At 67.1% G+C, this 12,382-nt stretch carries 14 protein-coding genes; 9 read left to right on the forward strand and 5 right to left on the reverse strand.

All coding sequences use genetic code 11. The annotated features are described in order from the left end of the window. Window positions 1-15: 15 nt before the first annotated feature. From K3181_RS07600 to K3181_RS07610, 3 genes are all read right to left on the reverse strand, one after another. Window positions 16-945 (reverse strand): hypothetical protein, encoded by a 930-nt coding sequence (locus K3181_RS07600; RefSeq protein WP_221602394.1) that lies wholly within the window; start codon window positions 943-945, stop codon window positions 16-18. Window positions 946-1,006: 61 nt separating this feature from the next. Further along, entirely contained in the window at window positions 1,007-1,423 is a 417-nt protein-coding gene (locus K3181_RS07605) for a hypothetical protein (protein ID WP_221602395.1), read from the reverse strand. Next, a complete protein-coding gene (locus K3181_RS07610; RefSeq protein ID WP_221602396.1) occupies window positions 1,416-2,108 on the reverse strand; it encodes an EI24 domain-containing protein in 693 nt (230 codons plus the stop codon). Before K3181_RS07610 ends, K3181_RS07605 begins: the two co-directional genes overlap by 8 nt. Before the next feature lie 112 nt (window positions 2,109-2,220). On the opposite strand from K3181_RS07610, the gene K3181_RS07615 reads away from it, so the two are divergent. The 3 genes from K3181_RS07615 (at window position 2,221) to K3181_RS07625 (ending at window position 5,204) form a co-directional block, all read left to right on the forward strand. After that, entirely contained in the window at window positions 2,221-3,216 is a 996-nt protein-coding gene (locus K3181_RS07615) for an adenosine kinase (protein WP_221602397.1), read from the forward strand. A gap of 75 nt (window positions 3,217-3,291) precedes the next feature. Continuing rightward, window positions 3,292-4,389, forward strand: a complete 1,098-nt coding sequence (locus tag K3181_RS07620) for a GNAT family N-acetyltransferase (protein ID WP_221602398.1) — start codon at window positions 3,292-3,294, stop codon at window positions 4,387-4,389. Between the two features lie 17 nt (window positions 4,390-4,406). Further along, complete coding sequence (locus K3181_RS07625; protein ID WP_221602399.1) at window positions 4,407-5,204, forward strand: proline dehydrogenase; 798 nt, start codon at window positions 4,407-4,409, stop codon at window positions 5,202-5,204. Window positions 5,205-5,220: 16 nt separating this feature from the next. Here the strand turns inward: K3181_RS07625 and purD are convergent, their stop codons facing one another. Beyond that, window positions 5,221-6,495: a phosphoribosylamine--glycine ligase gene (gene purD, locus K3181_RS07630; protein WP_221602400.1), complete on the reverse strand. Its 1,275-nt coding sequence runs from the start codon at window positions 6,493-6,495 to the stop codon at window positions 5,221-5,223. Between purD and xseA the strand changes: the two genes are divergently transcribed. From xseA to K3181_RS07650, 4 genes are read left to right on the forward strand one after another with little or no spacing between them, the layout of a single operon-like run. Next, entirely contained in the window at window positions 6,494-7,954 is a 1,461-nt protein-coding gene (gene xseA / locus K3181_RS07635) for an exodeoxyribonuclease VII large subunit (RefSeq protein WP_221602401.1), read from the forward strand. The two genes, purD and xseA, sit on opposite strands and share 2 nt — an antisense overlap. 24 nt (window positions 7,955-7,978) lie before the next feature. Then, window positions 7,979-8,188, forward strand: coding sequence for a DUF2093 domain-containing protein (locus K3181_RS07640; protein WP_221602402.1), 210 nt, complete (start codon window positions 7,979-7,981; stop codon window positions 8,186-8,188). Continuing rightward, window positions 8,185-9,099, forward strand: coding sequence for a M23 family metallopeptidase (locus K3181_RS07645; protein WP_221602403.1), 915 nt, complete (start codon window positions 8,185-8,187; stop codon window positions 9,097-9,099). Before K3181_RS07640 ends, K3181_RS07645 begins: the two co-directional genes overlap by 4 nt. 44 nt (window positions 9,100-9,143) lie before the next feature. Beyond that, window positions 9,144-10,124, forward strand: coding sequence for an esterase-like activity of phytase family protein (locus K3181_RS07650; protein WP_221602404.1), 981 nt, complete (start codon window positions 9,144-9,146; stop codon window positions 10,122-10,124). A gap of 52 nt (window positions 10,125-10,176) precedes the next feature. Here the strand turns inward: K3181_RS07650 and rpmB are convergent, their stop codons facing one another. Further along, a complete protein-coding gene (gene rpmB / locus K3181_RS07655; protein ID WP_221602405.1) occupies window positions 10,177-10,464 on the reverse strand; it encodes a 50S ribosomal protein L28 in 288 nt (95 codons plus the stop codon). A 159-nt stretch (window positions 10,465-10,623) separates the two neighbouring features. Here rpmB and K3181_RS07660 point away from each other — a divergent pair, with 159 nt between their 5' ends. Next, entirely contained in the window at window positions 10,624-11,079 is a 456-nt protein-coding gene (locus tag K3181_RS07660) for a nucleoside deaminase (protein ID WP_221602406.1), read from the forward strand. Between the two features lie 118 nt (window positions 11,080-11,197). Next, a complete protein-coding gene (locus K3181_RS07665; RefSeq protein ID WP_221602407.1) occupies window positions 11,198-12,382 on the forward strand; it encodes a GGDEF domain-containing protein in 1,185 nt (394 codons plus the stop codon).

The raw sequence follows: 12,382 nt of genomic DNA on the forward strand, positions 1-12,382 counted from the left end.
CTGCGGCGCTCGGATCTAGTCTTCGGCGAGGAAATCGAGCAGCGCGCGCTCGTATTCGTCGATTTCGCCATCGGCATCGATGCGGGCGTCGAGCCATTCGCGTTCCGCGTGCGTCACCGCATGTGCCGCGGCGACATCGCCCTCGCGCGACGGTCCGTCGGGCGTGCTCCCGAAGATCCTTCCAAAGACATCGGGCGAGGTTTTCGCCATGCGACCGAGGAACCGCCCGACGCCGACCTGCGTCTCGGCCATGAAGGCCTCCAGTTCGGCAGCACGCTCGCGGCTGATCTGCGCATCGGGGTCGGCATAGCCCTGAAGGCAATTGGCGACGCCCTGGACGAAGAGCTGCTTCCATTCGGGCGCATTGTCGGCGCCGAGCGTCGCGTCCTTAAGGCGGAACAGCATGTCGGCTTCCTTCGGGCCGACTGCGGCGGGACGCTCGCTCGCCGGCGCGAAGATAGCGCGGCGTAGCAACCGCGCTTCGGTCGCATTGACATTGCCAGCTTCCAGCTCGCCGCCATCGCGCGTCGGACCGGTGCCCTCGAGCACCGCCAGCTCCATTTGCGAGATCGCATAGTCCTTGAGGGCAGAAGGCACATTGAGCGCGCGTTCGAAAACGCGAACCAGCAGTTCGATCTCGGCCATCGATCCGAGCTCGCCGTCTTCGTCGATCCGCTCCATCAGCCAGGTTGCATTTTCGGCGTCGACATAACCGGCAGGCGCGCGCTGGTTGACGATATACTCACCCAGCGCCTCGACGAAGAAGTCGACCCATTCGGTGCTCTTCGATGCCAGCTGTCGGTTGAGCGCGAAAATCGCCTCGGCCTCGGCCTGCGAAATGCGGCCGTCGGACCAGGCCTCGCGTCGCAGCGAGAGTATCTCTTCGGAGGAAATCGCGCCGTCCGCGCCGACCTTCTTCGTCAATTCGCCGAAATGCACACTCATTGGGATCGAACTCCTGCTGGATTTCGGTCCGATGGGTTAGCGCAGTATGTTTAAGGCCGGGTTAGCGCCTCAGCGCTCGAACACAGGCTGCACGGTCGACATCGAGCCCGTCGCTCGCCCGCCGCGCATCGACATAGGTTGCGCTCGGCTCGCCGCCCGGCGTCAGCGGATAGAGATAGACATCGAGCACGCAGGCTTCGCCCGTGAATTGCAGCTTCTTCGCGTCGCCTTCCTTCACCGTCAGGCGCGGCGGGCCGAAGAGGTTGGCCAGCGCGGTTTCGTTGCGACCGATCACGCCTTCGAGCCCGGGCACATTCATCACCCGCGGCGCGCGGAACGCGGTCGTCGAGGGAGCCACGCGAACCTGCTGCGGAGGCGGCGCCGCAGTGGGCGCACGGGCAGGCGCGGTTCCGCCCGGATCGGGGCCCGTGGCGCAAGCGCCCAGCAGGGGAAGCAGGAGGAGGGCGGTCTTACGCATGAAGCTCTTTCTCGCGAGCGCGGTGGACGAGGTGCGTGGCACTGGCTGCGCCCACTATCGGAGCAAGGAGGTTCAGGAAAGGTATCGCAAGCAGCGCGACCACCGTTCCGCCGAGCAAGAGGCGCGTTCCGCCGCTTATCGGGGCGCGTTCAGCGGGATCGGCGCGGTGCCGCAACCAGACCATGTCGCGCAATTCGCGCCCGATCAGGAAGGCGTTGACCGCCCAGAAGACCGCCGGTGCGCCCACGCCCGTCGCCAGCAGCACGCCCGCGACCGGCAGCGCCGCGGCATTGGCGAGGACCGTGCGCAGCAGCGAGCGCGACGCGTGGGCCACTTCCTCACCCAAGGGGATTTCACGCAGCGAATGCGCCGTTTCGGGATAGTGTTTCGCCTCGACCGTCCGCACCACGTCTTCGACAAAGAACTGCAAAACGAACATCGCGACCACGCGGAAGAAGAACCAGCCCGCCAGGACGGTGATCACGATGGCCAGCAACCCGCTCAATTCGGCACTGAAGGCAATGCCGGCCGAGACGAGGTAGCGGTAGAGGCCGGCGAGCAGTATGCCGCCAAGCGAGGCGAAGAGCGCCAGCGTGACGAGCGCGGTCTTGCCCAGCACCTTGAGGATGCGCGGATCGCCAAGCTGGCGGAGAGCGAGGGCAAGGGCGCGGGGAAGCGACATCATCGGACTGCCCGGATGCGCGCGGCGCGATTCCAAGTCAACGCCGCCCTTGGACTCCGTCCCTCGAACCGCTAACGGCGCGCGAGAAATAGATTCTGATCCCGCCGGAGTATTCATGACTGCACCCCGCTACGACGTAATCGCGATCGGCAATGCCATCGTCGATGTGATGGCCCCTTGCGACGAAGAGCTGATCGACGAACTCGAGCTCAACAAGGGCGGCATGACCCTGGTCGATGAAGAGGGTGCGCGGCGCCTCTATTCGGCGATGGGGCCGGCGCGCGAGATTTCTGGCGGCTCGGCGGCAAACACGCTGGCCGGGATGAGCGCACTGGGGGCGCAATGCGCTTTCGTCGGCCAGGTCGCCAAGGACCAGCTGGGTGACGTCTTCACCCACGACATCCGCGCCGTCGGTATCGATTTCGACACGCCGCCGCGCGAGGGTGAGCCTTCGACCGCGCGATGCCTCATCTTCGTGACGCCTGATGGCGAGCGCACGATGAACACCTTCCTTGGCGCGAGCCAGTTCCTGCCGCCTGAAGCGCTCGACGACGAGCTGATCGCCAGCGCGGGCATCCTCTACCTCGAAGGCTATCTCTGGGATCCCGAAGAACCGCGCAGCGCCATGCGCCGGGCGATCGAGGTTGCGCGCAACGCCGGCCGCAAGGTTGCGTTCACCGCCTCCGAAAGCTTCGTCATCGAACGCCATGGCGACGATTTCCGTGCGCTGATCGAAGAGGGACAGATCGACATCCTCTTCGTCAACGAACACGAACTCGCCACGCTCACCGGCACGAGCGATTTCGACGAAGGCCTCGCGATGGTCGAGGGCAAGGTCCCCGTGCTCGTCGCGACCCGCAGCGCCAAGGGCGCGGTCGGCATCGCACAGGGCGAACGCGTGACCATCACCGCCGAGCCGATCGACAAGGTGGTCGACACCACCGGGGCTGGCGATCTCTTCGCTGCGGGCTTCCTGACCGGCCATGCGCGCGGCGAAAGCCTCGAGACCTGCCTGCGGATGGGCGCGATTTGCGCGGCCGAGATCATTTCGCATTATGGCGCGCGGAGCGAGGCCGACCTCAAGGCGCTGGTGGCCGACAAGCTCGGCTGACAGCGCGCTCGATACGCCGAGAACCATCGAATCTTAGGGATTGCGTGGTAGAGGGCGCGCGAAAGGGAAACGCGCTTGCGCTACGAACCGTTCGCAGAACGCCGTGCCACTCCGGGGCTGACGAGCCGCGCGCTGGCGCACGTCCAGGCCTGGGCGGAGATCGGCGAAGCGGCCACGCTGCCGACACAGCATCCCGATTTCGGCCAAGCGGCCGCGCAGGCCCTCTTGCCCTCGACCCCGCTGATCCTGGTCGAGCAATCGGGGCCCGCGGGCTGCGAAGCGATGGCCCCGCTGGTGCGCGATCGCGGACGGCTGGCGCGCTGGCGGCTGCTAGGCGATCGCGAAGTGCACGAACCCGGGGCCCCGCTGGTGCGCGATGCGGAAGCCGCGGCGCGGCTCGCCGAAGCGCTCTGTGCGCTCGAGCGACCGGTCGAGCTCGCCCGCGTTCCGCTCGATTCACCGATCGTCGCCGCGCTGCGCGAGGCGGCTCCGGCATGCGGCACGCTGATCGTTCGCGAGGCCGATCCATGCCCCTTCCTCGCACTCGACGCGGGCTGGAGCGAGGCCGAGAGCCAGTTCTCCTCGCGCCGCCGCTCCGATTTCCGTCGTGCGCAGCGCAAGGCGGAAGCGCTTGGCGAGGTGAGCTACGCCATGCATCGCCCGACGCCGGTGGAATTCGACGGTCTCTTCGCCGAGGCGATCGCGGTCGAGGCGAAGAGCTGGAAGCGCGCGGCGGGCACGGCGATTCTGTGCGATCCGGAGAAGGAGCGCTTCTTTCGCAGCTATTTGCGCGCCTGCGCCGAACGCGGCGAGACACGCGTCGCCGCAATGCGGATCGACGGAACGATGGTGGCCATGCAGCTCGCCGTGGCCTGGCGCGGGCGCTACTGGCTCTACAAGATCGGCTTCGACGAGGACGTTGCCAAATGCTCTCCCGGCACCTTGCTGATGCTCCACGCGCTCGGCGAAGCGGCGCGTGAGGGCCTCACCGGGTTCGAGATGATGGGCGAAACCGACAGCTGGATCAGCGACTTCTGGACTCGTGAGGCACATCCCTGCGTGCGATTGCGATTCTATCCACGCACTCTCGCGGGCTTTGCCGGCCTGGTGCAGGATGGAATCGGTTGGACAAGGGCGAAGGTCTTCCAAGGGCGTAGGCCGCACCAGTCGTGAAGTTTCCGGGCAAGGCAATGCTGCGCAAGGCTCGCTATGCGCTGCCCGTTGTGCTGGGCGCGTGCCTGCCGATCCAATCGAGCGAAGCCGCGGCCTCGGCCTGCGTGCGGATCGCTGCAACGACGAACGCGAGGATCACGCTCGGCTATTTTGCGCAGCCCGACGAAGAACCCGCCGCTGTGGCGCAAGCCTTCATCGAAGCGGCGCGGGCGCTGAGTGAACTCCAGCCGATCGATGCCGAACTGGCGGTGAAGGCGCCGCCGCTCGGCTTCGACCCGGCACTGCTCGAAAGCATCGCGGCCGAAGGCATTCCGCTGATCCTCGATGCTCTGACGCCCGAGCAGGCTCCGCAGGCCCTGGCGTTGGCCGAGGCGCTCGGCTGCGGCATCGCGCTGCCCGCGCGCTGGCGGCGCAGCGTGGACGACGCGCGCATCTTGCGAGAGAAAGCCTGTCGCATCCGGGTGATAAAGGGCGAATGGGCCGACCCGGACGACGAGCCGGAAGATGCTGCCAAGGCCTATCTCGAAGTGGTTCGCGCGCTCGCAGGGCGCACCGCTTCGGTCGAGGTAGCGACGCACGATCCACAGCTTGCCGAAGCCGCGCTGGCAATCCTCGCCGCGAGCGGGACCCCTGCCGAACTCGGCCAGCTGCGCGGGCTGCCGCAACGCCGCGGCCGTGCGGTGGCGCTGCGCCACAAGGTGCCCGTGCGCTACTATTACCCCTACGGTCCCGGCTGGTGGCCCTATGCGATCGAGCAGGCCCTGCGGAAACCCTACTTGCCCGTCTGGGCGCTGCGCGACACTATCGCGCGCTAGGACGGGTGGGGTTTTGCTACCCCTGCTCGCGCCGCACCTCGCGCTGGCCGATGTCGCGGCGGCAGAACCCGTCGGGGAAGGCAATCGCGTCGACTGCGGCATAGGCCCTGCGCTGGGCTTCGGTGGCGCTGGTACCGCGCGCGGTGACGTTGAGCACGCGGCCGCCGCTGGCGGTCAGCGTGTCGCCCTCCAGCTTCGTGCCCGCATGAAAGACCTTCGCGCCGTTCGCCTCGGCGTCGCCCAGCTCGATCGCACCCCCCGCCTTGGGCGTCCCGGGATAGCCCTCGGCCGCCATCACCACGGTCAGCGCGTAATCGTCGGACAGCTCCGGCGTGCCGATGTCGCCCAGTCGCCCCTGCGCGCAGGCCTGCATCAGCTCGACGAGATCGCTCTCGAGCCGCATCATCAGCACCTGGCATTCGGGATCACCGAAGCGCGCATTGTATTCAATCAATTGTGGACCGGTCTTGGTCAGCATAAGCCCCGCGTAGAGCACGCCAGAATAGGGCATGCCTTCCTCGCGCATCGTCTTGACGGTGGGCTCGACGATCTCGCGCATCACCTGTGCCTGTAGTGCCTCGCTCAGCACCGGGGCAGGCGAATAGGCGCCCATGCCGCCGGTGTTGGGACCGGTATCGCCCTCGCCCACCCGCTTGTGGTCCTGCGCGGTGCCGATGGGCACGATCGTAGTTCCGTCGGTCAGCGCGAAGAAGCTCGCCTCCTCGCCCGTCAGGAACTGTTCGATCACCACTTCGCTGCCCGCGCTGCCGAACCTGCCGTCGAACATTTCGTCGAGCGCGTGCTGCGCCTCCTCGCGGGTTTCGGCGATCACCACGCCCTTGCCAGCGGCCAGGCCGTCGGCCTTGAGCACGAAGGGCGGGTCGAACTTCTTGAGCGCGCCCCAGGCCGCCTCGAGCGAGGTGCATCGTTCGTAGCGCGCGGTGGGGATGTTCGCGCGGCGGCACAATTCCTTGGTAAAGCCCTTGCTGCCCTCGAGCTGCGCAGCCTTGCGCGAGGGGCCGAAGGTGTCGAACCCTTCGGCCCGCAGCGAATCGGCGAGGCCGTCGACCAGCGGCGCCTCGGGACCGATGACGACGAGGCCGACTTCGTTCTGCTGGCAGAAGTTGATAACCGCCTCGTGGTCGGTCGCATCGAGCGCGATGCAGGTCGCATCCTGCGCGATGCCCGGGTTGCCCGGCGCCGCCCACAGCTTGTCGCAGAGCGGCGATTGCGCCAGTTTCCAGCTCAGCGCATGTTCGCGCCCGCCCGACCCGAGCAAAAGGATATTCATGGCCAGCCACTTTCCGTCAGATAGCGAGGATGGGGGCTTGGTAGCGAAGGGGCGCGCGGGCGACAACGCCGAGCCGCTCTCGATCAGCGAAATCTCCAACCTGCTCAAGCGCACGGTGGAGGACCGCTTCGGGTTCGTCCGGTTGCGCGGCGAGCTTTCGGGGGTGAAGCGCGCTGCGAGCGGCCACCTCTATTGCGCGCTCAAGGACGACAAGGCGGTGCTCGACGGGGTGATGTGGCGCGGCAATGCCGAACGGCTGCCTTTCCGACCCGAGGACGGGCTCGAGGTCGTCGCCAGCGGCAAGCTGACGACCTATCCCGGCCGCTCGAAATACCAGATCGTGATCGAGCGGATGGAGCTGGCGGGCGAAGGCGCGCTGCTCGCCCTGCTCGAGAAGACGCGCGCGCGGCTGGCGGCGGAGGGGCTGTTCGCCGCCGAGCGCAAGCGGTCCCTGCCCTTCCTGCCGCGCACCATCGGCGTGGTCACCTCGCCGACCGGGGCGGTGATCCGCGACATCCTTCACCGGCTGGCGGATCGCTTCCCCAGCCGCGTGGTGGTCTGGCCGGTGCTGGTCCAGGGCCAGGGCGCCGCCGACCAGGTGGCCGGTGCGGTGCGCGGCTTTGCCGCCATGCCCGACGGCCATCCCGACCGGCCCGACCTCGTCATCGTTGCGCGCGGTGGTGGTTCGATCGAGGATCTGTGGAGCTTCAACGAGGAGGTAGTCGTCCGCGCCATCGCCGAGTGCTCGATCCCGACGATCAGCGCGGTCGGGCACGAGACCGACACCACGCTCGCCGACTACGCCGCCGACCGCCGCGCGCCCACGCCCACCGCCGCCGCCGAGATCGCGGTGCCCGTCCGCGCCGAGCTGGCCGCGACGCTGGCCGATTTCGAGGCGCGCAAGAAGCGCGCGATCCTGCGCCCGGTCCAGCTGGGCCGCGAGCGACTGCAGGCGCGCGCCGAGCGCCTCCCCGCCCCCGACGCCTTGTTGCAACCGCAGGCGCAGCGGCTCGACGAGCTCGCCGAGCGGCTGCGGCGAGGCCTGCGCGATCGCGCGGCGCAGGGGCGTGAGCGGCTTTCCGAACTTCGACTGTCCCCCGCCATACTGACCCGCAATCTGCGCGAGGCGCAGCGCGCGCTGGCGGGGCAGAAGCTGGCGCCTGGGCTGGTCGAACGACTGCTCGCCGAGCGACGCGAGCGGCTCGCGGCGCTGCAGCGGGTGATGCGCTCGCTCGATCCCGACACGGTTCTCAGGCGCGGCTATGTCCGCGTGACCGGGCCCGACGGGCGGACCCTCACCGACAAGGCGGCTGCCGCGAAGGAAGCGAAGCTCACTCTCAAGTTCCGCGACGGCGATCTCGATGTGGCGTCTGCGGGCAGCCCGCTGCCGCCCACCCCGCCGCGCCGCAAGCTGCCGAAAAAAGGAACCGTGCCGAAGCAGGATGATTTGTTCGGTTAAGGTGGAGCTGCTAGGATTCGCGCCATGCTGATGAACAAGAATTCGGGTCCGTCGAACGGCGAGGCCAAACTGCATTACGGCCCCTCGGGCTTTCGCGTGCTGCGCGCGGGCAGCCATGTCTTCTGCGCGATGAGCGGCGTGCCGATCCCGCTCGAGGAACTGCGCTACTGGTCGGTCGACCACCAGGAGGCCTACGCCAGCCCCCGACTCGCGACCGAGCGGCTGGCGCCGTGAATTTCGCGAAGGTCGCGCCGCTCCTTCTGCTCACCACCGCCTGCGTCCCCGCTGCCGAACCCCAATTTTCGGGCAGCACCGCGGTGGTGCAGCCTGTACGCGTTTCCCCCCCGCCATCTCCAAGCCCGACCGTGGAAGCGGCTCAGCCACGCCCTGCGGCCTTCTCTTTCGCCGGCGAACTCGAGCAGGGCGGCTGGATCCGCGGTACGGTGCCCGGCGGTACGGTCGAGGCCTTGCTGGGGGCCGAAAGGCTCGCTTTCGATGCGCAAGGTCGCTTCTTCGCTGCCTTCGACCGGGATGCGTCGCCCGCGACCAAGCTGACCGCTCGGCTCGCTGACGGACGGACGATCGCGTCGCCGCTCGCCATCGCTCCGCGCGACTGGGAGATCGAGCACGTCAATATCGCCCGCACACCCGGTGGCGTGTCGGCGGCCTTAATGAAGATTCGCCAGCCCGAACTCGACGCCATCTGGAATGCGCGGCTGAAGGAAACCGGTGCGCAAGGATGGCGGCAGAGCTTCATCTGGCCAGTGACGGGGCGCATCTCGGGCCGCTTTGGCTCGCAGCGGATCTATCGCGGCGAACCGGGCAGCTACCATTCGGGTATCGACATCACCACCGGCACGAGCGGTACTCCCTATGTCGCGCCGGCCGATGGCGTGGTGGTGCTCGCGGCCGACGATTTCAGCCTCGAGGGCAAGCTGCTGATCATCGATCACGGGCAGGGGCTCAACAGCGCCTTCCTCCACTCCTCGCGGCTCTACGTCAAAGAGGGCGACCGGGTGACCCAAGGCCAGCATGTCGGCGACATCGGCTCTTCCGGCCGCGCGACGGGTCCACATCTCCACTGGAGCCTCAAATGGCGCAATGCGCGGCTCGATCCGCTGCTCTTCACCGGGCCGATGCACTGAGCGCTTGACGCTCGGTCGCTCGTGCCCAAGACCGCCTTCCGCCCATGCGCCGCAAGCGTCTCGCCCTCGCCATCCTGCTCGCTGCCGCGCTCGCGCCCGGTACCTGGCTGCGTGTGCCCATCAAGCCGCACCGCTTCGAGCCACTGGTGACGATCACTCCGTTGGCCGTCGAATCGACGCATGCCGGGCCATTCCAACTTGTCGCCGGGTGGCAGATGACCGGCGATCGCCTGCAGTTCGGGGGTTGGTCAGCGCTCGTGGTACTCGACGGCCAGCGCTTTCTCGCGGGATCGGACGGCGGGCGCCGGCTTGTCTTCGAGAGGCCCGACCGGAGCCGGCTGCCCGGCCTGCTCGACCGCTTCCACGACAACGAGGAAAGCATAAAGGAAGGACGGGACCTCGAATCGCTGGCGATCGATCCGTCCAGCGGCACGGTGTGGGGCGGCTTTGAATACCGCCAGTCGATCGTCCGTTTCGACGCAGAGTATCGACCCGATGGCGAGGTTCATCCGCACACCATGCGCCGATGGGACGACAACGCCGGACCGGAGAGCCTCGCGCGGCTTTCGGACGGGCGATTTCTGGTGATCGAGGAGGGGGCCCAGCTCTGGCGAGGGCACCACCACGCGGCGCTGCTTTTCACAGGCGATCCGATCGATGATCCGCATCCCGAGAATCTGGTGGTCGAGATCCCGCAAGGTTACCGACCAGTCGATGCGACCCCGCTTGGTGGCGGAAAGGCGCTCGTACTGTTGCGGCGTCTCATCTGGGGGATCCCGCCGACATTCGAGACGGCGCTGGCGGTGCTCGATGTCGACCGCCGGGATGACCGGGGCATCGCGCAGGCACGACTGCTTGCCGAACTCGGGAATTCGATCCCGCAGGACAATTACGAGGGTCTGGCGATCACCGAAGATAGCGATGGTCGGCACGTCTGGTTGATCTCGGACGACAATTTCATGTCGTTTCAGCGGACCCTGCTGCTCGAGCTGCGGTGGAATGCACGCGAAAAGGCGCGCGAGTAGCCCTCGCGCGCCTTTCGAATTCTCGCTGCGGCGCCGAAGCGCGCGCCAGGGCTTACGAGGCCGCGGCGGCCTTCTTCAGCTCGCGCTTCACCTTGAGCGCGTTGGCCGACAGCTTCTCGTCGCTGGTCTTCAGGAGCCAGTTGTCGAGGCCGCCATTGTGCTCGACCGAGCGCAGGCCGTGCGTCGACACGCGGAACTTGAAGCTGCGGTCGAGCTTCTCGCTCATCAGCGTGACGTTCTGCAGGTTCGGCAGGAAGACCTTCTTGGTCTTGTTGTTGGCGTGGCTCACATTGTGACCGACCTGGCGGCCCTTGCCGGTGAGTTCGCAAATGCGCGACATGATACGTCTCTCGTTCGAATGGGCGGGCGAGCTTTCCCGTGCTGCTCTCGCGGCGGCGTGGGTCCGTTCTTGTCCCGGAAAGCGGCGCGCATAGCGGCGAGGGTGCGAATCGTCAAGCACGTTGCGCGCCCGCCCACCGGGGGCTAGCGCGTCCGCACTATGAGCGCCTGGACCCTTCCGCAACCCATGAACCGCGCGCTCGCGCTCGCGGAAGAGGCCGCTGCGCTCGGCGAGGTGCCGGTCGGGGCTGTGGTCGTGCGCGGCGGCGAGGTGATCGCGGAGGCGCACAATGCTCCGCGCGAAACGCACGATCCGACCGCGCATGCCGAAATTCTCGCGATTCGCCGCGCGGCGCAGGCACTGGGCGACGAACGTCTCACCGATTGCGAACTCTGGGTCACGCTCGAGCCTTGCGCCATGTGCGCCGGCGCGATCGTCCACGCGCGGATCGGCAAGCTTTACTACGCCGCCAGCGACCCAAAGGGCGGCGCGGTCGAAAATGGCGCGCGCGTGTTCGAGCAACCACAGTGTCTGCACCGGCCCGAGGTCTATTCGGGCATGGGCGAAGGGCGTGCGGCGGACCTGCTGCGCGGGTTCTTCAAGGAACGGCGCTGAGCAGGCGGCGAGAGCCCGTATAGCGCCGGGTTCCATAGCAATTCGGCCGTGAGCGCAAAACAAGGGTCGGTTAACCGAATTTCCCTATAAGAGGGGAAAGAGGAGTGGGCCCGCACGCATGAGCAGCGCAGTCAAGACTGACACCGACGGACTGTGTCATGTCCAGCGTGATGCGTCTTGGGGCCCCGAGGTGCGTCGCGAAATCCTGCAAGGCATCGCCGACGCCGAAAAGGGTGCCGCGATCGCGAATCTGGTTTGCTGGATTATCGTCGCACTCGCAGCGTCCAACCTGCCAAATGCAGAGCACTATGTCGCGCCGTTGCTTCTCCGGATCGCGGCGATGATCGCTTCGCGAATGTCCTTCAGTGCTCTCCGGCGCCGACTGGCGACGAGGCAGCGGCTCGACTCCGCCCTGAACTGGATGCTGCTGTCGCTCTTCTTCGGCGGGTTCGCCTGGGGCGCGACCATGGTTCCGGTGGTCGTGGAACCCTTTCTCAATCCCGGCCGCATGCTGGTGGGAGGGGCGACCATTGCCGGTGTCAGCATCATCGTCTCGCTGCTGCTTCCCGAGCCCCGTTTCGCGGGCGCCTATATCGCCGGGTTCTTTCTCGCCTACGGCCTCGGTCTGGTCTGGGCGCCCGAACAGTTCGCGATCAAGGGCGCCTTTGGCATCCTCGGCCTGTTCGCCATCTTCCTCGCTTATGGTGCGGTCACTGCCATTCGTCACCGGAAGGCGGCGGAAACTCTGGTCGAGAACCGGCGGCTGGGCGAGGAACTCTCCGAGGCCCTCGCGCATGCCGAATTCCTCGCCTATCGCGACCCCCTGACGGGGCTGGCCAACCGCCGCGCCTTCTTCCAGCATGGCGAACTGGTCGATGGCTCGCGCGCACGGCACGTGCTGGCGATCGACCTCGATCATTTCAAACGAATCAACGACACATTCGGGCATCCGGTCGGGGATCGCGTGCTGATCGGCGTCGCGCAGGCGATGGGCCTGGCCTTGCGCGAGCTCGAATCGGGCGACCATTGCATGGCCCGGATCGGCGGGGAGGAATTCGCGATCATCCTCGATGTCGCCGACCAAAAGGTCGTCCAGATGATCGCCGAAATGATTCGCCTCGAGATTGCCTTGGTCTCGACGCAGATCGCAGTGGAAGGCCTTGTCACGACTGCCTCGACCGGCGTTTCGCCGTGGTTGCCGGGCGAGCGGCTGGACACCGTCCTGAGCCACGCCGACCACGCGCTTTATCGGGCGAAAGCGCGCGGGCGTGACCGTATCGAGCTTGCGGTAAGAGCTGGCTAG

The sequence above is a fragment of the Qipengyuania mesophila genome (assembly GCF_019711655.1).
GTDB classification, from domain to species: Bacteria; Pseudomonadota; Alphaproteobacteria; order Sphingomonadales; family Sphingomonadaceae; genus Qipengyuania; species Qipengyuania mesophila.